26 protein-coding genes are annotated in these 23,484 nt (G+C 69.5%); 24 read left to right on the top strand and 2 right to left on the bottom strand.

Features of this window, described 5'->3' with window-relative positions:
- The first annotated feature begins 94 nt into the window (after nt 1-94).
- The 5 genes from ACWEO7_RS14795 (at nt 95) to ACWEO7_RS14775 (ending at nt 5,176) form a co-directional block, all read left to right on the top strand.
- The gene (locus ACWEO7_RS14795; protein WP_355069876.1) at nt 95-409 is read left to right on the top strand and encodes a hypothetical protein; all 315 of its coding nucleotides are present in this window, start codon (nt 95-97) and stop codon (nt 407-409) included.
- Between the two features lie 105 nt (nt 410-514).
- Complete coding sequence (gene ffh / locus ACWEO7_RS14790) at nt 515-2,077, top strand: signal recognition particle protein (protein ID WP_452423704.1); 1,563 nt, start codon at nt 515-517, stop codon at nt 2,075-2,077.
- Nucleotides 2,078-2,256: 179 nt separating this feature from the next.
- A complete protein-coding gene (locus tag ACWEO7_RS14785; protein ID WP_452423702.1) occupies nt 2,257-3,351 on the top strand; it encodes an amidohydrolase family protein in 1,095 nt (364 codons plus the stop codon).
- Nucleotides 3,352-3,405: 54 nt separating this feature from the next.
- Complete coding sequence (locus ACWEO7_RS14780) at nt 3,406-4,389, top strand: LLM class F420-dependent oxidoreductase (protein ID WP_355069879.1); 984 nt, start codon at nt 3,406-3,408, stop codon at nt 4,387-4,389.
- A 49-nt stretch (nt 4,390-4,438) separates the two neighbouring features.
- The gene (locus tag ACWEO7_RS14775) at nt 4,439-5,176 is read left to right on the top strand and encodes a class I SAM-dependent methyltransferase (protein WP_452423700.1); all 738 of its coding nucleotides are present in this window, start codon (nt 4,439-4,441) and stop codon (nt 5,174-5,176) included.
- A 20-nt stretch (nt 5,177-5,196) separates the two neighbouring features.
- Here ACWEO7_RS14775 and ACWEO7_RS14770 read toward each other — a convergent pair whose 3' ends face one another.
- Nucleotides 5,197-5,352, bottom strand: a complete 156-nt coding sequence (locus ACWEO7_RS14770; protein WP_452423698.1) for a hypothetical protein — start codon at nt 5,350-5,352, stop codon at nt 5,197-5,199.
- 222 nt (nt 5,353-5,574) lie between these two features.
- Here ACWEO7_RS14770 and rpsP point away from each other — a divergent pair, with 222 nt between their 5' ends.
- The 5 genes from rpsP (at nt 5,575) to ACWEO7_RS14745 (ending at nt 7,979) form a co-directional block, all read left to right on the top strand.
- Complete coding sequence (rpsP, locus tag ACWEO7_RS14765; protein WP_379251478.1) at nt 5,575-6,006, top strand: 30S ribosomal protein S16; 432 nt, start codon at nt 5,575-5,577, stop codon at nt 6,004-6,006.
- A gap of 94 nt (nt 6,007-6,100) precedes the next feature.
- Complete coding sequence (locus ACWEO7_RS14760) at nt 6,101-6,343, top strand: RNA-binding protein (protein ID WP_452423697.1); 243 nt, start codon at nt 6,101-6,103, stop codon at nt 6,341-6,343.
- The gene (rimM, locus tag ACWEO7_RS14755) at nt 6,344-6,868 is read left to right on the top strand and encodes a ribosome maturation factor RimM (protein ID WP_452423695.1); all 525 of its coding nucleotides are present in this window, start codon (nt 6,344-6,346) and stop codon (nt 6,866-6,868) included. It abuts the gene before it with no gap.
- A gap of 73 nt (nt 6,869-6,941) precedes the next feature.
- Entirely contained in the window at nt 6,942-7,646 is a 705-nt protein-coding gene (trmD, locus tag ACWEO7_RS14750) for a tRNA (guanosine(37)-N1)-methyltransferase TrmD (RefSeq protein WP_452423692.1), read from the top strand.
- Nucleotides 7,647-7,790: 144 nt separating this feature from the next.
- Complete coding sequence (locus ACWEO7_RS14745; RefSeq protein ID WP_452423690.1) at nt 7,791-7,979, top strand: hypothetical protein; 189 nt, start codon at nt 7,791-7,793, stop codon at nt 7,977-7,979.
- 81 nt (nt 7,980-8,060) lie between these two features.
- Here the strand turns inward: ACWEO7_RS14745 and ACWEO7_RS14740 are convergent, their stop codons facing one another.
- Nucleotides 8,061-8,912, bottom strand: a complete 852-nt coding sequence (locus ACWEO7_RS14740) for a LuxR C-terminal-related transcriptional regulator (RefSeq protein WP_452423689.1) — start codon at nt 8,910-8,912, stop codon at nt 8,061-8,063.
- 99 nt (nt 8,913-9,011) lie between these two features.
- Between ACWEO7_RS14740 and ACWEO7_RS14735 the strand changes: the two genes are divergently transcribed.
- The 14 genes from ACWEO7_RS14735 to ACWEO7_RS14670 all read left to right on the top strand — a co-directional run.
- Nucleotides 9,012-10,646, top strand: coding sequence for an AMP-binding protein (locus ACWEO7_RS14735; protein ID WP_356961298.1), 1,635 nt, complete (start codon nt 9,012-9,014; stop codon nt 10,644-10,646).
- The gene (locus ACWEO7_RS14730; protein WP_452423687.1) at nt 10,643-12,280 is read left to right on the top strand and encodes an AMP-binding protein; all 1,638 of its coding nucleotides are present in this window, start codon (nt 10,643-10,645) and stop codon (nt 12,278-12,280) included. Before ACWEO7_RS14735 ends, ACWEO7_RS14730 begins: the two co-directional genes overlap by 4 nt.
- 106 nt (nt 12,281-12,386) lie before the next feature.
- Nucleotides 12,387-14,762 carry a Tex family protein gene (locus tag ACWEO7_RS14725; RefSeq protein WP_452423778.1) on the top strand — a complete coding sequence of 792 codons (2,376 nt, stop codon included), beginning with the start codon at nt 12,387-12,389 and terminating at the stop codon, nt 14,760-14,762.
- A gap of 27 nt (nt 14,763-14,789) precedes the next feature.
- The gene (locus ACWEO7_RS14720) at nt 14,790-15,710 is read left to right on the top strand and encodes a hypothetical protein (protein WP_379251472.1); all 921 of its coding nucleotides are present in this window, start codon (nt 14,790-14,792) and stop codon (nt 15,708-15,710) included.
- A gap of 164 nt (nt 15,711-15,874) precedes the next feature.
- Complete coding sequence (locus tag ACWEO7_RS14715) at nt 15,875-16,165, top strand: hypothetical protein (protein ID WP_452423686.1); 291 nt, start codon at nt 15,875-15,877, stop codon at nt 16,163-16,165.
- 211 nt (nt 16,166-16,376) lie between these two features.
- A complete protein-coding gene (rplS, locus tag ACWEO7_RS14710) occupies nt 16,377-16,718 on the top strand; it encodes a 50S ribosomal protein L19 (protein ID WP_014352079.1) in 342 nt (113 codons plus the stop codon).
- 77 nt (nt 16,719-16,795) lie between these two features.
- Nucleotides 16,796-17,578 carry a signal peptidase I gene (gene lepB, locus ACWEO7_RS14705; RefSeq protein WP_355069897.1) on the top strand — a complete coding sequence of 261 codons (783 nt, stop codon included), beginning with the start codon at nt 16,796-16,798 and terminating at the stop codon, nt 17,576-17,578.
- 48 nt (nt 17,579-17,626) lie between these two features.
- Nucleotides 17,627-18,412 (top strand): ribonuclease HII, encoded by a 786-nt coding sequence (locus ACWEO7_RS14700; protein ID WP_452423777.1) that lies wholly within the window; start codon nt 17,627-17,629, stop codon nt 18,410-18,412.
- 46 nt (nt 18,413-18,458) lie between these two features.
- A complete protein-coding gene (locus ACWEO7_RS14695) occupies nt 18,459-18,764 on the top strand; it encodes a DUF2469 domain-containing protein (RefSeq protein ID WP_011210678.1) in 306 nt (101 codons plus the stop codon).
- A gap of 101 nt (nt 18,765-18,865) precedes the next feature.
- Nucleotides 18,866-19,222, top strand: a complete 357-nt coding sequence (locus tag ACWEO7_RS14690; protein WP_364427202.1) for a YraN family protein — start codon at nt 18,866-18,868, stop codon at nt 19,220-19,222.
- Nucleotides 19,223-20,731, top strand: coding sequence for a YifB family Mg chelatase-like AAA ATPase (locus ACWEO7_RS14685; RefSeq protein WP_452423685.1), 1,509 nt, complete (start codon nt 19,223-19,225; stop codon nt 20,729-20,731). It abuts the gene before it with no gap.
- Nucleotides 20,732-21,054: 323 nt separating this feature from the next.
- Entirely contained in the window at nt 21,055-22,221 is a 1,167-nt protein-coding gene (gene dprA, locus ACWEO7_RS14680) for a DNA-processing protein DprA (RefSeq protein ID WP_452423775.1), read from the top strand.
- A 54-nt stretch (nt 22,222-22,275) separates the two neighbouring features.
- A complete protein-coding gene (locus ACWEO7_RS14675) occupies nt 22,276-23,199 on the top strand; it encodes a tyrosine recombinase XerC (protein ID WP_452423683.1) in 924 nt (307 codons plus the stop codon).
- 39 nt (nt 23,200-23,238) lie between these two features.
- The coding region (locus tag ACWEO7_RS14670) for a hypothetical protein (protein WP_452423681.1) at nt 23,239-23,484 on the top strand (246 nt) is incomplete at its 3' end.

Genomic DNA, 23,484 nt, shown 5'->3' with positions numbered 1-23,484 from the left:
TTGCGCAATATTTGCTACATCCCAACTCCCGGCTCGTGGCCTGACCCTACGATCTAGAGCGTCCGGCTATCGCGAGCACGAGGGGAGCAGGTCGATGGCAATTGAAGTCGTTTCGGCATCCACGATGACGAGTGACGAGACCGCGCACATGGCGCGCTGCGTCGGCGGCGACCGGTGGGTGGTCTCCTGGCTTCCTGGTCGCACATTGACCGGGCGACAGGCGGTTACCGCGATGACGATCGCCTCCACGGTCGCCACCTCGCCCATCCCGAGCAGGGCCGAGTGGGCCGTTCTCGACGGCCTGGCCCTCGAGCTGGGCCTGACCGCCAACGAGGCGGTCTTCATGGTGGCCGAGGAGAACCACGACTACCGCAAAACGGCCAGGCCGCGCCGTCGCGTGCTCGACTAGCGAGCCCGCCGCGCCGGGGAAGGACGCACCGCCTGCGCGAACACGCGGGCGATCCCATTACCCTGGGAGAGAATGTGACGTCCCCCGAGATCAGGAGCGCGATCGGTGTTCGAATCCCTGTCCGACCGGCTTACCGGTGCCCTCAAGGATCTGCGCGGTAAGGGGCGTCTGTCACCGGCCGACATCGACGCCACCTGCCGCGAGATCCGCCTGGCCTTGTTGGAGGCCGACGTCGCGCTGCCCGTGGTGCGCGGATTCATCGGGCGGATCAAGGAGCGCGCCAAGGGCGCGGAGGTCTCCGCGGCGCTGAACCCGGCCCAGCAGGTCGTGAAGATCGTCAACGAGGAGCTCATCGGCATCCTCGGCGGCGAGACCAGGCGGCTGCACCTGGCCAAGAACCCGCCGACGGTGGTCATGCTGGCCGGTCTGCAGGGTTCCGGTAAGACCACGCTCGCGGGCAAGCTGGCGAAACTGCTGAAGGGGCAGGGCCACCAGCCGCTGCTGGTGGCGTGCGACCTGCAGCGCCCCGGCGCCGTCACCCAGCTGCAAGTCGTCGGCGAGCGCGCGGGCGTGCCCGTCTACGCGCCGCACCCCGGCACCTCGATCGGTGGCGGTGATAACCCGCTGGGCATCTCCGCCGCCGATCCGGTGAACGTGGCGCGCGGGGGTGTCGAAGAGGCGCGGCAGAAGCAGTACGACGTCGTCATCGTCGACACCGCGGGCCGTCTCGGCATCGATGAAGAGCTCATGCGCCAGGCCGCGGGCATCCGCGACGCCGTGCAACCGGACGAGACACTGTTCGTGCTGGACGCCATGATCGGCCAGGACGCGGTCAACACCGCCGAGGCGTTCCGTGACGGCGTCGGCTTCACCGGCGTGGTGCTCACCAAGCTCGACGGCGACGCCCGCGGTGGTGCGGCGCTGAGCGTCCGTGAGGTCACCGGCGTACCGATCCTGTTCGCCTCGACCGGTGAGAAGCTCGAGGACTTCGACGTCTTCCACCCCGATCGCATGGCCAGCCGCATCCTCGGCATGGGCGACGTGCTCACCCTGATCGAGCAGGCCGAGCAGGTCTACGACGCCAAGCAGGCCGAGGAGGCCGCCCGCAAGATCGGCAGCGGCGAACTCACCCTCGAGGACTTCCTCGACCAGATGCTGGCCATCCGCAAGATGGGCCCGATCGGGAATCTGCTCGGCATGCTGCCGGGCGCGGGCCAGATGAAGGACATGCTCGCCCAGGTCGACGACAAGCAGCTCGACCGGGTGCAGGCGATCATCCGCGGTATGACCCCGGCCGAACGGGCGAACCCGAAGATCATCAACGCCTCGCGCCGGCTGCGCATCGCCAACGGCTCCGGGGTCCAGGTCTCCGAGGTCAACCAGCTCGTCGACCGCTTCTTCGATGCCAAGAAGATGATGACGATGATGGGCCGCCAGATGGGGTTGCCCGGCGCTCGCCGCGGCAACGCGAAGAAGGGCAAGAAAGGCAAGAAGGGCGGGCGTGGCCCGACGCCGCCGAAGGTGCGCGGCGGTTTCCCGGGGATGGGCGGCATGCCCGGCCTGCCCGCGGGAATGCCCGACCTGTCCGACATGCCTGCCGGTCTGGACCAATTGCCGCCCGGCTTGGAGGGCTTCGATCTCAGCAAGTTGAAGTTCCCGAAGAAGTAGGACACTCCCGCCGACCACGCTGTTCGTTGGCGGCGGGCGTCTGTGTCGCGCCGCTCGGTCGCCATGACGCGACCACGCGGCGGCTGGCTTCGCTGTCTCGTGGCCGTGCTTCGCGCGGATGCCCGATCCGGGAATCGGACAGTAGGTTGGAGGCCGCGGACGAGTTCCAGGAGGTTGCTGTGCACCTACGCGGTGTGGTTCTGCCCGAAGGCGAGGTGTGCGACCTCTGGGTGCGCGACGGCCTGGTGTCGTTCGAGCCGGTGCCCGGAGCCGAAACCCTCTGCGCCTCCGGGTGGATCGTGCCGGGATTGGTCGACGCGCACTGCCACGTCGGCATCCGGTACGGCGGGGGCCACGAGGACCGCGCGGGCGCCACCGCGCAGGCCGAGACCGAGCGCGACGCCGGCGCCCTGCTGCTGCGCGACGCGGGCTCGCCCATCGACACCCGATTCGTCGACGACCGCGAGGACCTGCCGCGGATCATTCGCGCGGGCCGCCACATCGCCCGTCCGAAGCGCTACATCCGCGAACTGGGCATCGAGCTCGACGACGAACGGGACCTGCCGGAGATCGTCGCCGAGCAGGCCCGCCTCGGCGACGGCTGGGTGAAGATCGTCGGCGACTGGATCGACCGCTCCGTTGGCGATCTGCGGCCGCTGTGGAGCGACGCCATCCTGAAGGAGGCCATCGACGCCGCGCACGCCAACGGCGCGCGGGTCACCGCACACGTCTTCGGCGAGGACGCGCTACCCGGGCTGATCAACGCCGGTATCGACTGCCTGGAGCACGGCACCGGCCTGACCGACGAGACCATCGAGATGATGGTCGAGCACGGCACCGCGCTGGTTCCCACCCTGATCAATATCGACACCTTCCCCGGTATCGCCGACGGCGCGGGCAAATTCCCCGTCTACGCCGCGCACATGCGCGAGCTACACCGGCGGGTGCGCGGCACGGTCGCCGCCGCGCACGAGGCGGGCGTGCCGATCTTCGCGGGCACGGACGCGGGCGGCTCCATCCGCCACGGGCGTATCGCCGACGAGATCGCCGCGCTCGGCGCCGCGGGCCTGTCCCGGCACGACGCGCTCGGCGCGGCATCGTGGCAAGCGCGCGAGTGGCTCGGGCGACCCGGCATCGAGGACGGCGCTCCCGCGGATTTCGTGGTCTACGCGGAGGATCCGCGTAGCCACCCCGAGACGCTCGCCACGCCGTACGCCGTCGTGCTGCGCGGGCGCGTGTACGGCGGGCACGGTCCGGTCACCGGCCATAGATAACTCGGCACCGCGGCTCACCCGCGTGTATCCGAAAACGGCGTAAGGTCGGATTTCGTGACAATTCGCCTCGGATATCAGATGCCCAACTTCAGCTACGGCAAGTCGGTGCGCGAGCTGTTCCCCACGGTGATCGCGCAGGCCCGAGAGGCCGAAGCCGCCGGTTTCGACACGGCCTTCGTCATGGACCACTTCTATCAGTTGCCCGGCATCGGCACGCCCGACGAGCCGATGCTCGAGGCCTACACCGCGCTCGGCGGCCTGGCCACGGCGACGGAGCGAATCCAGTTGTCGGCGTTGGTCACCGGCAACACCTACCGCAACCCGGCGATGCTCGCCAAGACGGTCACCACGCTGGACGTGGTCAGCGGTGGCCGCGCGGTGCTCGGCATCGGCGCGGGCTGGTTCGAACTCGAGCACCGCTCCCTTGGCTACGAATTCGGCACCTTCACCGACCGCTTCGAGCGGCTCGACGAGGCGCTGCACATCATCCAGCCGATGCTGCGCGGCGAGCGGCCCACCTTCCAGGGCAAGTGGTACCGGGTCGAGAACGCGATGAACGAGCCGCGCGTACGCGACGATCTGCCGATCCTGCTCGGCGGTAGCGGTGAGAAGAAGACCTTCGGCCTGGCCGCCCGCTTCGCCGACCACCTCAACATCATCTGCAACGCGTCCGAGCTGCCGCGCAAGATCGAGGCGCTGCGGGCGCGTTGCGCGGAGGTCGGCCGGGATCCGCGCACCTTGGAGACCAGCTACCTGTGCTTCGTCATGATGGACGAAGACGGTGACCTCGTGCGCAAGCAGCAGCGGGACTACTTGAGCCGCATGGGTATCGACCTGTCGGCCCTGTCGGACGCCGAGCTCGCGCAGAGCCCGGCCGACCGCCAGTTCGTCGGCACACCGGACGAGGTTGCCGAACAGCTGCGGACCCGCGTTCTGGACCACGGCGTCGACGGTCTCATCATCAATATGGTGTTCAACGGGCACGAGCCGGGTGCGGTCGAGCTCGCCGGGCGTACCTTCGCTCCGTTGGTGCGCTGACGAGCGCGAACCCGGCGCGAATACCGTTGGCGCTGGTTATGATCGGGCCATGATAGCCCCTCCGTGGCGCGCGTCGTACGGTGTCGACGCGCCGTCGGTGCTGTTGTTGCTGGGAGTTCTCGCGGTCGGGTATCTTGCCGCCGCGCTGGTGGTGGCGCTGTTCCAGCAACTGCGCCCGAGCCTGCTGCTCCTGCTGATCGGCGTCGTGCTGGCCACGCAGTTCGGGCTGTTCCTGCACGCGACCCGCCGGGGCAAGTTCCGGGTCTGGGCGCGCCTGCTCGACGACCTCGAACTGCGTGGCGACGAACGATTACTCGACATGGGGTGCGGCCGCGGCGCGGTGCTGCTGGCCGCCGCGCGCCGCTTGCCCGCCGGGTGCGCGGTCGGCCTGGATCTGTGGTGCTCCGCGGACCACTGCGAGAACACCCCGGCCACCGCGGAGCGGAACGCGCTCGCCGAGAACGTCGCCGACCGGATCGAGCTGCGCACCGGCGACATGACCCGCATGCCGTTCCCGGACGGCGTGTTCGACGTTGTCGTCTCCAGCTTGGCGATTCACGACATCAAGACCGCCGAGGGCCGGGCCGCGGCGGTCCGGGAGGCGTGCCGCGTGCTGCGTCCCGGCGGCAAACTGGTCATCGTCGATATCGGCGACACCCGCGCGTACCGCGCCGTCCTGGCGGCGAACGGCGCGACCGCCCTCACCCTGCGCTCCGTGGGGTGGCAGATGTGGTGGGGCGGCCCCTGGGTCCCCACCCGTGCGCTCACCGCCACCGCCCGGGGCTAGCCGCATCGAAACGCCGAGCCTCACTCCATGGCGCGGGCGACGCCCGCGGCGACGAGTCGCAGCACCCGGAACACGCCGGGTACGACGTACTCGACGGCAGCCTCCTCGCCGAGTTCGCTCGCGAGGTCGCGGGTGATGCTGGCGGGTCGTGTGCGGCGGCGCCGGAACAGTCGCATGCCTGGTTATGGCGGGTGGGCATCGTTGTGTGAACACGCACGCGATTTCTGGCGGGATCGTCCGGTCTGGCACAATGGACCACCGTCCTTCCGGACAAGTGTCAGCCCGTCTCCGGTTCCGTACCGCGCGGCGGTCACACACTCGAAAGCGCAAAACCGGGCTCGCAGACCATGCGGGTCGCCGAATTGCGTCGTGACCAACCAACGAAAGGCAGATCAGCAGTGGCTGTTCGCATCAAACTCACCCGCCTGGGCAAGATCCGCAACCCGCAGTACCGCGTCGTCGTCGCGGACGCCCGCACCCGCCGTGACGGCCGGGCCATCGAGTCCATCGGCAAGTACCACCCGAAGGAAGAGCCCTCGCTGATCGAGATCGACTCCGAGCGCGCGCAGTACTGGCTGGGTGTCGGCGCGCAGCCGACCGAGCCGGTCCTCCAGCTGCTGAAGATCACCGGCGACTGGCAGAAGTTCAAGGGCATCGAGGGCGCCGAGGGCACCCTGAAGGTCAAGCCGGCCAAGCCGTCGAAGCTGGACCTGTTCAACGCCGCGCTGGCCGCCGCCGACAACGAGCCGGTCGCCGAGGCGGTCACCCCCAAGAAGAAGGGCAAGAAGGACGCCGAGGAGGGCGCCGAGGCTGCCGAGGCCGGCGAGTAATGAGCGGGCGATACCCGTCCATCCGATACCCGTCACGAGCCGTCCACAGACCGGCCCCGACGACGGGTGAGTTGCGTCGTGAGGTGATGGAGCAGTGAGCGCCGTCGTCGCCGATGCCGTCGAGCACGTGGTGCGCGGTATCGTCGCCAATCCCGATGACGTCCGCGTCGAGCTGATCACCGGCCGCAGGGGACGCACCGTCGAGGTGCACGTTCACCCCGATGACCTGGGCAAAGTGATCGGTCGCGGCGGACGTACCGCGACCGCGCTGCGCACCCTCGTCGCCGGCATCGGCGGCCGGGGCATCCGGGTCGACGTGGTCGACACCGACCAGTAGATGGAACTCGTCGTCGGGCGGGTCGCCAAGTCGCACGGCGTGCGCGGCGAACTCGTCGTCGAGGTGCGTACCGACGAGCCGGAGGCGCGTTTCGCGCCGGGCGTCAGGTTGCGCGGTCGGCTGCCGCGAGCGGCGGAGGTTCGCGAGTTCACCGTGGAGGCGGCCCGGGAGCACTCGGGCCGGCTTCTGGTGTTCCTGTCCGGTGTGACCGACCGCACCGCTGCCGACGCGCTGCGCGGCATGCTGTTCGTGGTCGACAGCGCCGACCTTCCGCCTTCCGAGGATCCGGACGAGTACTACGACCACGAACTGGAGGGGTTGGAGGTACGGCTCACCGACGGCACCGTGGTCGGCTCCGTGCGCGAAGTGCTGCATTCCGCGGCGGGTGAGTTGCTGGAGGTGCGGGCCGCGGACGACGGGCGGGAGATCCTGATCCCGTTCGTCACCGCCATCGTGCCCACGGTGTCCCTCGCCGAGGGCGTGATCGTGATCGATCCGCCCGAGGGTTTGCTCGACCCGGAATGACACGGTGGGCGTCCGGCCGCGCATCGCTCGCCCCGGCCGACGACGTGCGGCCCGGCGGCGCTAGGAGACAGTCATGAAACTCGACGTCGTCACGATCTTCCCCGAGTACCTGGAGCCGTTGCGCACGGCGCTGCTGGGTAAGGCGATCGACAAGGGACTTATCTCGCTCACGGTGCACGACCTGCGCCGTTGGACGCATGACGTGCACAAGTCCGTCGACGATTCCCCCTACGGGGGTGGGCCCGGCATGGTCATGAAACCGACCGTGTGGGGCGACGCGCTCGACGAGGTGTGTCCCGACGACGCGCTGCTCGTGGTCCCCACGCCCGCGGGGGTGCCGTTCACGCAGGCCATGGCGCACAGCTGGGCCGCCGAGCGGCATATCGTCTTCGCCTGCGGGCGCTATGAGGGCATCGACCAGCGCGTCTTCGATGACGCCGCCCGTCGCGTCCGGGTGCAAGAGGTCAGCATCGGCGACTACGTGTTGATCGGCGGCGAGGCGGCCGTGCTGGTGATGACCGAGGCCGTGGTCCGGCTGTTGCCCGGTGTCCTCGGCAATCAGCAGTCACATCAAGAGGATTCGTTCTCCGACGGGTTGCTCGAAGGTCCCAGCTACACCCGTCCGGTCTCCTGGCGCGGGTTGGACGTCCCGCCGGTCCTGCTGTCCGGCGACCACGCGAAGGTGGCGGCCTGGCGGCGCGAGCAATCTCTCGCGCGGACCCGCGAGCGTCGTCCGGACCTGCTCGCGGACCACGACACGGCCGGCCCCGAGCGATAGACCCACGCCCGCGCAAGCGCCCCGAGTGTGTGCGCAGCCCGGCCGCGCAGTCCGGACGGCCGGGGATCAGTCTGCTTCTTGCCAGAGGGTGCGCCGCGCGGAACCGTGCGTGGGAGCGTGTGCGCCGCGCACTACGCCGAGTGAATGCCAGACACCCACTCCGCGCTGCTCGATTCCGCGATCCGGCTGCTCGACGCGGGCGGCGTCGAGGCGGTGACCCTTCGCGAGGTCGCGCACGGTGCCGCCGACCTCGCCGCGGCGGGTCACCTCGCGGCCGATGGAAAGGCAACGCCGACCCCACCGACCTGGTCGACGACCTCCTCACCCACGTGAATCCGAATTCTCGAGCAGCCGGGCGTCGCAGGCCGTGCTCGGGCCTTCCCTCGGTGAACTCCAGCGGGAATCTTCGCCGCGTCAGGGCAGCAGACCATGGCGGCGGGCGGCCACCACCGCCTCGTGCCGGGAGTGGGCGTCGAGTTTGACCATCGCGTTGCGAAGATAGCTCTTCACGGTCTCCGGGCCGAGTGAGAGTCGTTGCGCCGCTTCCTGGTTGGTGCAGCCCAAGGCGATCTGGGTCAGCACGTCGAGTTCTCGGCGGGACAGTTTCGGGCCGTCCGGCCGCGGCTCACCGGTCATGACCCGGGTGAGGCGCTCGCATACCGCGTGCAGGCGTCCGCGCAGCCGATCGTCCTCGGTCGTGCGCGCCATGCCGCGCAGTTCGGCGTGGATGTCGCGGAGTTCCTCCGTGATCGCCGGTGCTGTGGCCGCCGACGGCGCGGTGACCTCCAGCATGCGCAGCCGACGGTCGACCTCGTCGCGAACGGCGATCTCGGTGGCCAGGCGGCGCCCGGCCTGCACGACCAGATCCGCGGTGCGGTCGCCCAGCGCACTCGCGCCGCGCGTCGCGGCGTAGAGCACCGCGCGGGAGCGCTGGTCCACCACCACGGGCACGGCGAGCACGGAGCGGATGCCCTCGCCGGAGACCGGCCCGTCGTAGTCGTGGGTGATCGAGGAGGCGCGGCGATAGTCGGAGACCGCGGCGGGCCGCCCGGAATCCATCACCCGTCCGCCCAGCCCGGAAGCCCGCACGACGGCCAGACCGCGCAGGCCGTTGGTCAGCGTGCCGACGAACTCCGACAGCAGCAGCGCGTCCCCGTGCACCTCGCCGCCGAACGCCACCGGCACGCCCGCCGCGCTCGCCACCCAGCGGATCTCGGCGCGCAGCGCGTCGCTGTCGCGCGGACGCAGCAGGGCGGTGTGGGTCACGAGACTCACCCCTTTTCGGGGGTAGTGGGCAGCGGGATGTGACCCACATCCTATTGCACACCCGGGTTGAGCTGGATCACAGAACGAGGAGAACTGAAGATGGGCACCGATCTGAATCAGCGGGTGCGCGAACTGCTGGACTGTTACGACCGCGCCGACGCGTCGGCGGCGGACCTGCTGTGTGATCGGCACCCGGCCGACCGGGTCGCCTTCACGATCGTCGAGGCAGACCTGTCCTCGACCGACCTCACCTACGGCGAACTGCGCGAACGCTCCGCCCGCTTCGCCGACGCACTCGCCGGACTCGGCGTCGAACCGGGCCACCGGGTCGCCACGCTGATGGCGAAATCCGCGGACCTGGTGGTCGCTCTGCTCGGGATCTGGCGCCGGGGTGCGGTGCACGTTCCGCTGTTCACCGCCTTCGCTCCGCCCGCGATCGCCCTGCGGTTGAACGCCAGTCGCGCCTCGGTCGTCATCGCAGATGCCGACCAGGCGCCGAAGCTGGCGCCGGGACCCGATCTGCCAGACGACCCGTCCTGGCGGCTGATCGTCACCGGAGCGGAGGCGCCCGAAGGGGCGCTGCGGATGGACGAGTTGCTCCACGCTCATACGGCCACCTCTCCGCAGGCTCAGCCGATCGCGGTCGGCGGTGACGGACTGCTCGTCCAACTGTTCACCAGCGGCACCACGGGCACGCCCAAGGGCGTCCCGATCCCGCTGCGCGCGCTCGCCTCCTTCCACGCGTACCAGGAGTTCGCGCTGGACGTCCGCCCCGACGACGTCTTTTGGAACGCCGCCGATCCGGGCTGGGCCTACGGGCTCTACTACGCCATCCTCGGCCCGCTGGCCACCGGCATCCGCAGCATCCTGCTGCACGCGGGCTTCTCGGCACCGCTGACCTGGCAGGTGCTGGAGACGTTCGGCGTCACCAACTTCGCCGCCGCCCCGACGGTATATCGAGCGTTGCGCGCCGACGGTGCCACGCCGCCCGTGCATTCCCGATTGCGCCGTGCCTCTTCGGCGGGAGAACCGCTGACCCCTGAAGTGGTCGCGTGGTCCGTCGAGTACCTCGGCGTCCCGGTGCGCGACCACTACGGCCAGACCGAGCACGGCATGGTTATCTGCAACGCCTGGCACGAAGACCTGGACACCGAGACCCCGGCCGGATCGATGGGTCGCTCGCTGCCCGGCTGGACCTGCGCCGTGCTCTCCGACGACGCCGACACGATCGCTCCCACCGGCGAATTGGGCCGGGTCGCGATCGACACGGAACGCAGTCCGCTGCTGTGGTTCCTCGGCTACCTCGACGCTCCGGACCGCACCGCGCAGCGCTACACCGCCGACGGCCGCTGGTATCTGACCGGCGACGCGGGCTCGCAGGACGCGGACGGCTTCTTCCGCTTCTCCTCCCGCGACGACGACGTGATCATCATGGCCGGCTACCGCATCGGCCCGTTCGAGGTGGAGAGCGTTCTGGTGCTGCACGAGCAGGTGGCGGAGGCGGCGGTGGTCGGCATGCCGGACGAACTGCGCGGCGAAGTGCTCGAGGCGTTCGTCGTGCTGCGAGACGGCGCTGTCGGCGGTGCCGAGTTGGAAGCCGAGCTACAGAGCCTGGTGAAGCGAAAGTTCGCGGCGCATGCCTACCCGCGCAGGGTCCACTTCGTGGCGAGTCTGCCGAAGACGCCCAGCGGCAAGGTGCAGCGGTTCGTGCTGCGGCAGGGCGGTGCCCGATGACTTCGGCCACGGCGCCCCTGCCCAGCTACGCCTCGGGCGTGTCGGACGTCCCGCTGCTCGGCGACACCATCGGCGGCAATCTCGATCGCGCGGTGTCGGCGTTCCCGGACCGGGAGGCCCTGGTGGACCTGCCGAGCGGACAGCGCTGGACCTATCGCGCTCTCGGCGCCGCGGTCGACGCCCTGGCCTGCGGCCTCGCCGCACGGGGCATCGGCAAGGGCGACCGGGTCGGCATCTGGGCGCCGAACCGCGCGGAATGGTTTCTGGTGCAGTACGCCACGGCGAAAATCGGCGCGATCCTGGTCAACATCAATCCGGCGTACCGCACCAGTGAACTGGAGTACGTGCTGTGCCAGGCGGGCGTGCGAATGCTCATCACGGCCGAGCGGTTCAAGTCGTCGGACTACGTGGCGATGATCGAGCAGGTCCGGCCGAACTGCCCGGCGCTGACGCAGGTGCTCGTGCTGGGCACACCGGAGTGGGAGGCGCTGTCGGGCACCGAGATCGACACCGATCGGCTCGTCGAACTGGGCGCGCGGCTTTCCGCCGACGACCCGATCAACATCCAGTACACCTCGGGCACAACCGGTTTCCCGAAGGGCGCCACGCTCAGTCACCACAACATCCTGAACAACGGCTATTTCGTCGGGGAACTGTGCGGATACACCGAGCAGGACCGGATCTGCGTCCCGGTGCCGTTCTACCACTGTTTCGGCATGGTGATGGGCAATCTGGCGAGCACCAGCCACGGTGCGGCTATCGTGATTCCGTCGCCGTCGTTCGATCCGACAGCGGCCCTGGCGGCGGTCGAAGCCGAGCGCTGTACCTCCCTCTACGGTGTGCCGACGATGTTCATCGACATGCTCGCCGCGCTGGACTCGGCCGCCGCGGACCTGTCCACGCTGCGCACCGGGATCATGGCGGGCTCGCCGTGCCCGGTCGAGGTGATGAAGCGGGTGATCGACCGGATGGGCATGCGCGAGGTCTGCATCTGCTACGGCATGACGGAGACGTCTCCGGTCAGCACCCAGACCCGGCGCGACGACGGCATCGAACGGCGCACCGCCACCGTCGGCCGGGTCGGGCCGCACCTGGAGGTCAAGATCGTCGATCCCGCAACGGGTCTCACGGTGCCGCGCGGCGAACCCGGCGAGCTGTGCACCAGAGGCTATTCGGTGATGCTCGGGTACTGGGACGAGCCGGACAAGACCGCCGAGGCCATCGACGCCGCCCGTTGGATGCACACCGGCGACATCGGCGTGATGGACGACGAGGGCTATGTGGCCGTCACCGGCCGGATCAAGGACATGATCATCCGGGGTGGCGAGAACGTCTACCCGCGGGAGATCGAGGAATTCCTCTACACCCATCCCGACATCCTGGACGCGCAGGTGATCGGTGTGCCGGATCCGAAGTACGGCGAAGAACTGATGGCCTGGATCCGGATGCGCGAGGGCGCAACGCCATTGGACGCCACGGCCGTGCGTGACTTCGCCACCGGCAAGCTGGCGCACTTCAAGATTCCCCGCTACGTGCATGTGGTCGAGGAATTCCCGATGACGGTCACCGGCAAGATCCGCAAGGCGCAGATGCGGGAACTGTCGCGGCGGCTGCTCGGCCTGGACGACAGCTGACACGAGGGAGGTTCACCTGGGTGGGGACCGCGTGTCAGGCGGCGGCGGTAGTGTCTCCGACGTGACGACAGCGCCCGAGACTGCCAGTGCAGAGTCCACACCCGCCGTGCCACGCTCCGACACCGCGGGCCCAGCCAGCGTGAACCGTCGTATCGCCGAGGAACTCGCGGTGCGCGAGACCCAGGTGCGCGCCGCCGTCGAGCTGCTCGACGCGGGCTCGACGGTGCCGTTCATCGCCCGGTACCGCAAGGAGGTCACCGGCGGCCTGGACGACGCGCAGCTGCGCGTGCTCGACGAGCGTCTGCACTACCTGCGCGAACTCGACGAGCGCAGGGCCGCGATCATCGAATCGATCCGGGGCCAGGGCAAACTCGACGACGCTCTGCATCGGCAGCTCCTGCTCGCCGAGACCAAGGCCCGGCTCGAGGACATCTACCTGCCGTACAAGCCGAAGCGGCGCACCAAGGCGCAGATCGCGCGTGAGGCCGGGCACGAGCCGGTGGCCGACGCCCTGATCGAGGATCCGAACACCGACCCGGCGCAGTACACCGCCGAGCAACTCGACGGCGCGCGCGCCATCCTGGTCGAACGTTTCGCCGAGGACGCCGATCTGGTCGGCGAGTTGCGTGAACTGATGTGGAACCGCGGGCAGGTCACCTCGACCGTGCGCGCGGGCAAGGAGGAGGCGAGCGCGAAGTTCGCCGACTATTTCGAGTTCAGCGAGCCGTTCGACAAACTGCCCTCCCACCGCATCCTGGCGCTGCTGCGCGGCGAGAAGGAGGAGGTGCTCACCCTGCACCTCGAACCGGACACCGAGGAGCCGCAGCCGGGCGAGCGCACCGTCTACGAGGGTCGTATCGCCACTCGCTTCGGCATCGCCGACCGGGGCCGCCCCGCCGACTCCTGGCTGCTGGACACGGTGCGCTGGGCTTGGCGGACCAAGCTGCAGGTCAGCCTCGGCATCGACACCAGGATGCGGTTGCGGCAGGCGGCGGAGAAGGACGCGGTGGACGTGTTCGCCGCGAATCTGCGCGATCTACTGCTCGCCGCCCCCGCGGGCACCCGCACGACGATGGGTCTGGACCCTGGCTACCGCACCGGCGTGAAAGTGGCGGTGGTCGACGCCACCGGCAAGGTGGTCGCCACCGAGGTGATCTACCCGCACAAACCGCAGGGCCAGACCGAGAAGTCGCTCGCGGTGCTCGGCGCGCTGGTGGCCCGATTCGGCGTGGAACTCATCGCCATCGGCAACGGCACCGCCTCGCGCGAGACCGACGCCCTCGCCGCCGAACTGATCTCGCGCATCCCGGAGAACAAGCCCACCAAGATCGTGGTCTCCGAGGCGGGCGCTTCCGTGTACTCCGCCTCGGCCTACGCCTCGCAGGAGCTGCCCGAGCTGGACGTGTCGCTGCGCGGCGCGGTGTCGATCGCGCGCCGGCTGCAGGACCCGCTGGCCGAGCTGGTGAAGATCGATCCGAAGTCCATCGGCGTCGGCCAGTACCAGCACGACGTGTCCGAATCGCTGCTGGCCCGTTCGCTGGGCGCGGTGGTCGAGGACGCGGTGAACGCGGTCGGCGTCGACGTGAACACCGCCTCGGTGCCGCTGCTGTCGCGGGTCTCCGGCATCGCCGGGTCGGTGGCGGAGAGCATCGTGGCGCACCGGGATCAGAACGGCCCCTTCCGCAGCAGGACCGCGCTGCTCGACGTCCCGCGGCTGGGCCCGAAGGCGTTCGAACAGTGCGCGGGCTTCCTGCGCATTCGCGGCGGCGACGATCCGCTGGACACCTCCGCGGTGCACCCTGAGGCGTATCCGGTGGTGCGGCGCATCCTCGAATCGACGGGGCGCGGCATCGCGGAGATCATCGGCAACACCACGGCGCTGCGCTCGCTGCGCGCGGGCGATTTCACCGACGAACGCTTCGGTGTCCCGACCGTCACCGACATCATCGCCGAGTTGGAGAAGCCGGGGCGCGACCCGCGTCCGGAATTCAAGACCGCTGAGTTCGCCGCGGGTGTGGAGAAGGTCGCCGACCTGAAGCCGGGCATGGTGCTCGAGGGCGTGGTGACGAACGTGGCCGCCTTCGGCGCGTTCGTCGACGTGGGTGTGCACCAGGACGGCTTGGTGCACGTCTCGGCCATGTCGCACAACTTCGTCAAGGATCCGCGCGAAGTGGTCAAGTCCGGCGACGTCGTGAAGGTGAAGGTGCTCGAGGTGGACGTCGCGCGCCAGCGCATCGGTCTGTCCCTGCGCCTGGACGACGAACCCGGCACGCCCGCCAAGGGCGGCGACAACCGGCAGCGCGGTCAAGGCGGCGGCCGATCCGGTGGAGGCGATCAGCGGCAGCGGCAGAATGGTCAGAACAGGCAGCAGGGCCAGAACCGCAATCAAGGACAGGGGCGTGGCGGCAACCAGCGCAGGAACGCGCCGGCACCTAGCGGCGCGATGGCGGACGCCTTGCGCAGGGCGGGTTTCGGCCAGTAGCCCGGTCCGCAGGAGAAAGTAGAGGCCATGCGACGGTGGCTCCACGAAGACGTGATCGCCCAAGGGCGGCTGCCGTTGCTGTGCTTCCTGCTCGGATTCATCGTCGGATTCCTGTTCATCCGCCTCAGCGTCCGGCTGATCCGCGCGCGCGTGCGCTGGTGGCCGGGCAACCTACGGGCCGGTGACACGCACATCCACCACATGGTGTTCGGGGTGATCCTGCTGCTCTCCTCCGGCATCGGCATGGTCTCCCAGTACGAGAGCGCCGACGCCGCCACGGCCAGCGTCCTCGCCGCGCTCTTCGGCGTGGGCGCCGCTCTGGTGCTCGACGAATTCGCGCTGATCTTCTATCTGCGCGACGTGTACTGGGAGGAGCAGGGGCGCACATCGGTGGACGCGGTGTTCGTCGCGCTCGCCGTGACGGGACTGCTGCTGCTGGGCTTCCACCCGCTGTGGCTGCTGGACATCAACGACTTCCGGCACGATCCGAGCCTCGAAGTCCGCGCCTTCGTCGTGGCGTTCGCCGTGGTCAACCTGGCTCTCGCCGCGATCGTGATCGCCAAGGGGAAGATCTGGACCGGCCTGTTCGGCATGTTCTTCCTGCCGTTGCTGGTCGTCGGTGCGCTGCGGCTGAGCCGGCCCGGCGCGCCCTGGGCGCGCTGGCGTTACGGCGACCGCAGGCGCCTGAGGTACCGGGCCATCGTCCGGGAACGGCGATACCGTCGCCCGGTCATCCGCGCCAAGATCTTCGTGCAGGATCTGGTCGCCGGAAAACCGGACGTCGAGCATGTCCGCACGGCGGCGGAGGCGGAACTCACCCGCACGGTCGTGCCAGCCCCGCCCGCTCCGCACCGCGACCATTCGTTCTGGCACTCCGACCACGGCTCGCCGCGTACGCCCGGCCCGCCGCCCGCCCAGGACGCGATCTCCGGCGAACAGAACCGCTGACGAACGCTCAGCGGAGGGGTCGGTCGGGCAACGTGCCGTGCGCGGCGGGGGATGATCGGGGTCGCGTGCTTGCCGGGATCCTCTGTGTCGCGTAACCCGTAAATCGTTCTGTCGCAGGCCATTTTTCGATCGACGGTGGCTATGCGTATACGTATACTGCGTTCATGTTGGATCCGCTCAGCCTTGCGGTCGGCGCCGGCCTCGTCGGTGTCGGTTGGGTATGTGGTCGATTCGCGCCTCGGCGAGGCCGGGCGGGGAAGGAGCTTCGGGCGCGCTGCGGTTGTGGTCACGACCTGGCACTGCACGACCGCTCCTCGGGCGCTTGTCACGCCGAGATCTCCCGCAAAGGCATCCACGGCCTGCGTGAGTGGGTCGGTTGCAACTGCCGCCGCTACACCGGCCCGATTCCGCTCGAAGAAGTGTTCGCCTCGCCCATACTCCCGCCGGAGTCGTGAACCGATCGCACCGCCTCGGGCGTAACCTGAAGAGACCGCCGACTCGCCGTCACCAGGGTCGATTTCTTCCACGCCGCGCCGATCTGGCACAATGCTCAGGTTGCCCTGGGTGGTTGTCGACCCGGCGCATCCCACTGATCGGAGCATGAACCGGCCGAGCACGCTCAGTGCCGCCAGGGTCCTCTGTTCGCGCGAAACCATAAGGATGGAAATGAACACCCTTGACTTCGTCGACGAGAAGTCGCTGCGCAGCGACGTCCCCGAGTTCCGGCCGGGCGACACGCTGAACGTGCACGTGAAGGTCATCGAAGGCTCGAAGGAGCGCATCCAGGTCTTCAAGGGCGTCGTGATCCGTCGCCAGGGTGGTGGCATCCGCGAGACCTTCACCGTCCGCAAGGTGTCGTTCGGTGTCGGCGTCGAGCGCACCTTCCCGGTGCACAGCCCGAACATCGACCACATCGATGTCGTGACCCGCGGTGATGTACGCCGCGCCAAGCTGTACTACCTGCGCGACCTGCGTGGCAAGGCCGCCAAGATCAAGGAAAAGCGCTGAGTTAGCTTTTCGGCACAACAGATCTTCCTCAGCCCGGCATCGGACCTCGGTTTCGCTGCCGGGCTAATCTGTTCGGCGTGGCAGACGAAAGTGGGTCGGTATCGGTGTCCGAATCGGGCGACGAGAGTACGCGGGCGGGTCGCGCCAAGCGGCGATCGAAGAAGAAGCAGCGGCCGTTCTGGCAGGAATTGCCGATCCTCATCGTGATCGCCGCGGTGATCGCCGCGCTGATGGTTACCTTTGTCGGTCGGCCGTACGTGATTCCCTCGGAGTCGATGGAAACCACGTTGCACGGATGCGCCGGATGCACCGGTGACCGCATCTACGTGCAGAAGCTGAGCTACTACTGGGGTGACCCGCAACCGGGCGACGTGGTCGTGTTCGTCGGCCCGCCGTCGTGGAACACCCGCTATCAGTCGATCCGCTCGGACAATCCCGCGGTCCGTGGCGTGCAGAACTTCTTCTCCTTCTTCGGCTTGGTGCCGCCGGACGAGAACGATCTGGTGAAGCGCGTCATCGCGGTCGGCGGCCAGACCGTGGAGTGCTGCGACCCACAGGGGCGGGTCATCGTGGACGGCAAGCCGCTGGACGAGCCGTACGCCCGTTACCTCGCCCCGTACGTGCCCGGCCAGCCCTACAACGCGTCCGGCGGCCGCGAGTTCAAGCCCGTGAAGGTGCCCGAAGGGCATCTGTGGGTGATGGGCGACAACCGCAACCAGTCCGCCGACTCCCGCGCCCACATCACCGACGAACTGCAGGGCACCATCCCCGTGGAGAACGTCCGCGGCAAGGCGGTGTTCAAGATCTGGCCGCCCGGACGGATCGGTCCGGTGCACTCGGAGAATCCCCAGCAGAACTGATCACGCGAGGCGCTGGATAATCGAACGGTGGGGCAAGGTCGAGTGCCGGTGGGTAACGGTTGGCCGCCGCGTGTGGTGATGCGCAGGGCCGGAGGATTGCGCACGCTCGAGGCGGCGTTGATCCGCAGTGGTCTCGGGCCGGTCGCCGGTGTCGACGAGGCGGGGCGCGGCCCGTGCGCGGGGCCACTGGTGGTGGCGGCGTGCCTGCTGGCTCCGAAGGCGTACGACAGGCTGGCCGGCCTCGACGACTCCAAGAAGCTCACCGAGGCCACTCGCGAAGAGCTGTACCCGGTGATCGTCCGTCTGGCACTCGCTTATCAGGTCGTCGTGATCCCGGCCTGGGAGATCGACTCGATCGGCATCCACGTCGCCAACATCGAGGGGATGCGCCGCGCCGTGGCCGGGCTCGGGCGCACTCCCGGCTACGTGCTGACCGATGGGTTCCGGGTGCCCGGCATACCGGTGCCTTCGCTGCCGGTGATCGGCGGCGACGGTGCGGCGGCCTGCATCGCGGCGGCCAGCATCCTGGCCAAGGTCACCAGGGACCGGATCATGGTCGAGCTGGACGGGCGGTTCCCCGGCTACGGATTCGCCGCCCACAAGGGCTACAACACGCCCGAACACACCGCCGCGTTGCAACGTCTCGGCCCGAGCAGCGAGCACCGGCGCTCCTGGCGCAACGTGCGCGAAGCCGCCGGGTTGCGCCCGGTCGCGGCGGCGGCCGATGTCGCGGACGCCGTACTGGCCGAGGGCTTGGACGAGGCGCTGTCGGAGCAGTTTCCGAACGGGCGTACGGCTGGCCGAGTAGCTACCGACACAGCGCATGCGCGATGATGTGACCACACGACGCGATGCGGCGAGAAGGAGGACGTCCCACCCGATGAGTGCCGAGGACCTCGAGAAGTACGAAACCGAGATGGAGCTCTCGCTGTATCGCGAGTACAAGGACATCGTCGGTCAGTTTTCGTACGTGGTGGAGACCGAGCGCCGCTTCTACCTGGCCAACTCCGTGGAGCTGCGGCCGCAGAACGCGGACGGCGAGGTGTACTTCGAGGTGCGGATGAGCGACGCGTGGGTCTGGGACATGTACCGCCCGGCCCGCTTCGTCAAGCACGTCCGGGTCATCACCTTCAAAGACGTCAACATCGAGGAGCTGGAGAAGCCGGACCTGCGCTTGCCCGAGTGAGCCCGCCCGGCGCTCTGCACAGCGACTCGGTTATCAACAGGTTTTCCGATTCCCCAGGTCGGCCGCGCTGACCTGATCCGGCTGCGGCGCACGCTGGCCGGGTGACGGACAAACAGGCGCTCGGCGCGCACGGGGAGGAACTGGCGGCGGACTTTCTGCGCGCCGCGGGGATGGAAATCGTCGCCAGGAACTGGCGGTGCCGATACGGCGAGCTCGATCTGATCGCCCGGGACGGGGATGTGACCGCGTTCGTCGAGGTCAAGACCCGCTCCGGGTTGGGCTACGGCACCCCCGCGGAGTCGGTCACCTTCGCCAAGCGGCAGCGGATCCGGCGGCTGGCGCTGCTGTGGCTGGCCGAGCAGGAGGGGCCGTGGCGGCGCATCCGGTTCGACGTGGTGTCGGTGCTGGTGGCGCGGGGGCGTACACCGGTCATCGACCATCTCGAGGCGGTGTTCTGAATGGCGCTGGGGCGGGCGCACTCGGTCGCGGTCACCGGCGTGGACGGTCTGCTCGTCGAGATCGAGGCAGATATCGGACAGGGCCTGCCATCGGTCCACCTGGTCGGGCTTCCCGACACCGCGTTGCAGGAGTCCCGTGACCGGATCCGCTCCGCGGTGGCGAACTCGGGGGAGAAGTGGCCCGATGGCCGGGTGGTTCTCGCGCTGTCGCCCGCGACACTGCCGAAGCTGGGCAGCGTGTACGACCTGGCGCTCGCGATCGCCGTGCTGGACGCGTCCGGCTCGGTGCCCTCCGAACGGCTCGCGAAGACGGTGCTGCTCGGTGAACTCGCGCTGGACGGACGGGTGCGGCGAGTGCGCGGCATCCTGCCCGCCGTGCTCGCCGCGCGCAGGGCGGGCTGGTCGACCGTCGTGGTGCCCGCGGTGACCCTGGCGGAGGCCGGGCTCGTCGAGGGCATCGAGGTCTTCGGGGCGGCCAGCTTGCGTGCGGTGGTGGCCTGGTTGCGGGGGGAAGGCGCGCTCGACGAGCCGGACGGCGACCTGCCCGACACGGTGCGCCACGGCGGCGATCTGAGCGAGGTGGTGGGGCAGGAAGAAGCCCGCTGGGCTTTGGAGGTGGCCGCGGCGGGCGGGCACCACCTGCTGCTCACCGGGCCGCCCGGCATCGGCAAAACCATGCTGGCCCAACGTCTTCCGGGGCTGCTGCCACCGCTCACGGAGACCGAGGCGCTGGAGGTCACCGCCATCCACTCCATGGCGGGCACACTCGCGGGCGATCACCCGTTGGTCACCGCGCCGCCGTTCGTCGCCCCGCACCACTCGACCTCGGTGACCGCGATGATCGGCGGCGGCTCGGGGACCGCCAGGCCGGGCGCGGTCAGCCGAGCCCACCGTGGCGTCCTGTTCCTCGACGAATGTGCCGAGCTCGGCACGAAAGTGCTGGAAGCGATGCGAACGCCGTTGGAAGAAGGGGAAGTGCGCATCGCCCGGCGCGACGGTGTCGCGCGGTACCCGGCCCGCTTCCAGCTGGTGCTGGCGGCCAACCCGTGCCCGTGTGCTCCGGCGCGCGACGTCGACTGCATCTGCGCGCCGCTGGCTCGCCGCCGCTATCTCGGCAAACTGTCCGGTCCGCTGATGGACCGAATCGACATCTGGGTGCGGATGCACGGGCAGTCCGGCGCGGCGTTCAGCACCGATGCGGCCGAGAGCAGCGAGGTGGTCCGCGGCCGGGTCGCTGTCGCACGGCGCGCCGCCGCCGCCCGGTGGCGCGAATACGGGTGGCTCACCAACGCCGAGGTTCCCGGCCACATCCTGCGCCAACGATTTCGGTTGCCGCGCGAATCGATCGCTCCCGTCGAGGCCGCGTTGCGTCTCGGCCGCATGTCCGCGCGGGGTGCCGACCGGGCCATCCGCGTCGCGTGGACCATCTGCGATCTGCGCGGCGGCGAGCTGCCCTCGGCGCAGGACGTACTGTCCGCGTTGAACTTCCGTCAGCGGGGTGCGCAATGAGCGCGACGGTGCCGCCCGCAGGCGCGCCGGCTGACCCGCCTGCGGCCGTCGATGTGCTCGCCGCCCAGGACATGCCTCGGGCCGGCGACTTGCCTGCGGTGAAGGCCCGGCCTGCGGTCCGGAACCGCTCCGGAATCGCAGGGGTCGGCGGGACAGTGGAACTGTCCGGAGCCTCGGACGCGCCTGCGGTGGTACAGGTGCCTGCGGCTGCGGTTCCCACTATGGTCGCGGCCGTGCCCGCTACGGCGAACGTAGCCCCGGCTGTCCACCCGCCGGTGGCGACGAGCGTGCCGGGGGCCATAGGTGTGCCCGCGGTGGTCGGCGTGCCCGTGCGCGCGGGCGGATCGCCGCCTGGTGAACGCGACAACCGGCGGCTCGCGTGGGTGTATCTGTCGCGGGTGGTTCAGGGGCCGTGTGCGCCGCTGTCGGCGCTCATCGAGTCGGTCGGAGTTGTCGAGGCGGCCCGTGCCGTGCGGGAGTGCGCGTTGCCCGAACCACTCCGCGGTCCCACGGCGCAGCGGCGCGACATCGACCTCGCGGCGCGGGATCTCGAGATCATCGAGCGGATCGGCGGGCGCGTGGTGACGCCGGACGATCCGGAATGGCCTGCCTGGCGCATGCTCGGTCTCGCCCAGCTCGAGCCGGGCAAGGATCGCGACGGCGCGGTACCGCTCGTGTTGTGGGTACGTGGCCCGCGCTCGCTGCTGGAATCCAGTGAACGCGCGGTGGCGGTGGTCGGGGCGCGGTGCAGCACCGGCTACGGAAACCGGGTCACGGGGGAGATCGCGGGCGACCTCGCCGCGCAGGGGTGGACCATCGTGTCCGGAGCGGCGTTCGGTATCGACGGCATGGCGCACCGGGCAGCGCTGGCCGTGGAAGGCCCCACGATCGCCGTGCTGGCCTGCGGCATCGACCGGCCCTACCCGGTGCAGCACGAACGCCTGCTGGCCGACATAGCCGAATCAGGTTTGGTCGTCAGCGAATACCCGCCCGGCGTCACCGCGCAGAAGCATCAGTTCCTGGCCCGGAACCGCTTGATCGCCGCTCTCGCCGACGGCGTGCTCGTCGTCGAGGCGGGCCTGCGCAGCGGCGCGCGCAACACCGTCAAATGGGCACGCCGGATGGGTCGTCCCGCCTTGGCCGTGCCGGGTCCGGTGACCTCGGCCGCTTCGGTGGGCTGTCACCGCATGATCCGCGACGGCGAAGCCCTGCTGGTGACCCGAGCCGAAGAAGTCGTCGACGAGGCCGGACCGTTGCGGCTGTCGATCCCCGCGACGGCAGCGGGCGGCAATCCGGAGGATCAGCTGACCGGAGACGACGCGCTGGTCTTCGCCGCGCTGCCGAGAATCGGCTCGCGACTGCCACTGGAGGTCGCCCGGCAGTGCGGATTGTCGCTTCCGGTGGTCCGTGCGACTTTGTCCGCTCTCGAATTGGCGGGTCTGGTGTCCAGTGACGAAAGCGGTTGGCACCGAACGGTACGGGGTCGATGAGCGTGTTCGGCGCGGTCGCTTGCCATCCGGACCACGGGTGGGGACGGTGGAGGCATGGACGAACTGCCCGAAGATCTCGAAGCGCTGCTGACGGAGTACGGCAGGCATCTGCGGCTCGGGCGCAACCGCTCGGAGCACACGGTGCGCGCGTATCTGGGGGACGCGCGATCCCTGCTGGAGCATCTGTACGCGCGATCGGCGGATTCGGCGATTCGCGAACTGGACCTGATGTTGCTGCGTTCGTGGCTGGCCCGGCAAGCCGCCGCGGGTGCGGCGCGCACGACCGTGGCCCGGCGGGCGTCATCGGCGCGCACGTTCACCGCGTGGCTTACCCGGACCGGTCGGCTGCCCGTCGACCCCGGACTGCGTTTGGGGTCGCCGAAGGCGCATCGCGTGCTGCCAGCCGTACTCGGGCGGCAACAGGCGCTCGGTGCCATGGACGCGGCGGAATCCGGTGCCGCGCAGCGCGATCCGATGGCGCTGCGCGATCGGGCGATCGTGGAATTGCTGTACGCCACCGGCATCCGGGTCAGCGAGTTGTGCGGGCTGGACATCGAAGACATGGACCGCGAGCGGCGCGTGGTGCGGGTGCTCGGCAAAGGCAACAAGGAGCGCTCGGCGCCGTTCGGCACGCCCGCCGACGAGGCGGTAGGCAACTGGCTGCGCTACGGACGCCCCGCTTTCGCCACCGCGGACTCGGGTCGAGCGCTGCTGCTCGGCCGCCGCGGCAGGCGGTTGGATCAGCGCCAGGCCAGAACCGTTGTGCACGAGGTGGTCTCGGCCATCCCCGGCGCACCGAACCTGGCGCCGCACGGTCTGCGGCACACCGCGGCGACCCACCTTCTCGAGGGCGGTGCCGACCTGCGCGTGGTCCAGGAACTCCTCGGACACGCAAGCATGGCCACCACCCAGCTCTACACCCACGTCTCCATCGACCGCCTCAAGAAGGTGCACGACCAGGCCCACCCCCGCGCCTGACCCGCTCGTGGGGGCAGTCGCGGCGACGGGGCCTAGTGCGTGCATGTTGGATCCGCCGATACCCAAGCGATTGGTGCGGGTGAGGGCCGAGCGAACGAGTGCAGCCCACCTTCGGCGACGCGGCGTCCATCGGCTTCTGCCCTTTGGGGTCACGCGGAGACGGCGCTGCATCTTGAATGCGACGACAAATCGGAAGGCTGCGCGGCGATCGTGTGGAACGACCCCGCCGCCGCACCGGAGGCCGCGGCTGCGCTGTCGCTGACCGCGCGGGACCTGCTGCGTCTC

The sequence above is a fragment of the Nocardia sp. NPDC004260 genome (genome assembly GCF_053603155.1).
The sequence above is the reverse complement of the archived record's forward strand: the minus strand, read 5'-3'. Positions and strand labels throughout refer to the sequence as shown.

Bases quoted from the DNA above. Each gene is read 5' to 3' on its own strand.
- ACWEO7_RS14795 (WP_355069876.1), top strand. From the start codon at position 95: ATGGCAATTGAAGTCGTTTCGGCATCCACGATGACGAGTGACGAGACC.
- ACWEO7_RS14775 (WP_452423700.1), top strand. From the start codon at position 4,439: ATGATAGCCCCTCCGTGGCGCGCGTCGTACGGTGTCGACGCGCCGTCG.
- ACWEO7_RS14770 (WP_452423698.1), bottom strand. From the start codon at position 5,352: ATGCGACTGTTCCGGCGCCGCCGCACACGACCCGCCAGCATCACCCGC.
- rimM (WP_452423695.1), top strand. From the start codon at position 6,344: ATGGAACTCGTCGTCGGGCGGGTCGCCAAGTCGCACGGCGTGCGCGGC.
- trmD (WP_452423692.1), top strand. From the start codon at position 6,942: ATGAAACTCGACGTCGTCACGATCTTCCCCGAGTACCTGGAGCCGTTG.
- ACWEO7_RS14745 (WP_452423690.1), top strand. From the start codon at position 7,791: ATGCCAGACACCCACTCCGCGCTGCTCGATTCCGCGATCCGGCTGCTC.
- ACWEO7_RS14735 (WP_356961298.1), top strand. From the start codon at position 9,012: ATGGGCACCGATCTGAATCAGCGGGTGCGCGAACTGCTGGACTGTTAC.
- ACWEO7_RS14730 (WP_452423687.1), top strand. From the start codon at position 10,643: ATGACTTCGGCCACGGCGCCCCTGCCCAGCTACGCCTCGGGCGTGTCG.
- ACWEO7_RS14720 (WP_379251472.1), top strand. From the start codon at position 14,790: ATGCGACGGTGGCTCCACGAAGACGTGATCGCCCAAGGGCGGCTGCCG.
- ACWEO7_RS14715 (WP_452423686.1), top strand. From the start codon at position 15,875: ATGTTGGATCCGCTCAGCCTTGCGGTCGGCGCCGGCCTCGTCGGTGTC.
- rplS (WP_014352079.1), top strand. From the start codon at position 16,377: ATGAACACCCTTGACTTCGTCGACGAGAAGTCGCTGCGCAGCGACGTC.
- ACWEO7_RS14695 (WP_011210678.1), top strand. From the start codon at position 18,459: ATGAGTGCCGAGGACCTCGAGAAGTACGAAACCGAGATGGAGCTCTCG.
- ACWEO7_RS14685 (WP_452423685.1), top strand. From the start codon at position 19,223: ATGGCGCTGGGGCGGGCGCACTCGGTCGCGGTCACCGGCGTGGACGGT.
- ACWEO7_RS14675 (WP_452423683.1), top strand. From the start codon at position 22,276: ATGGACGAACTGCCCGAAGATCTCGAAGCGCTGCTGACGGAGTACGGC.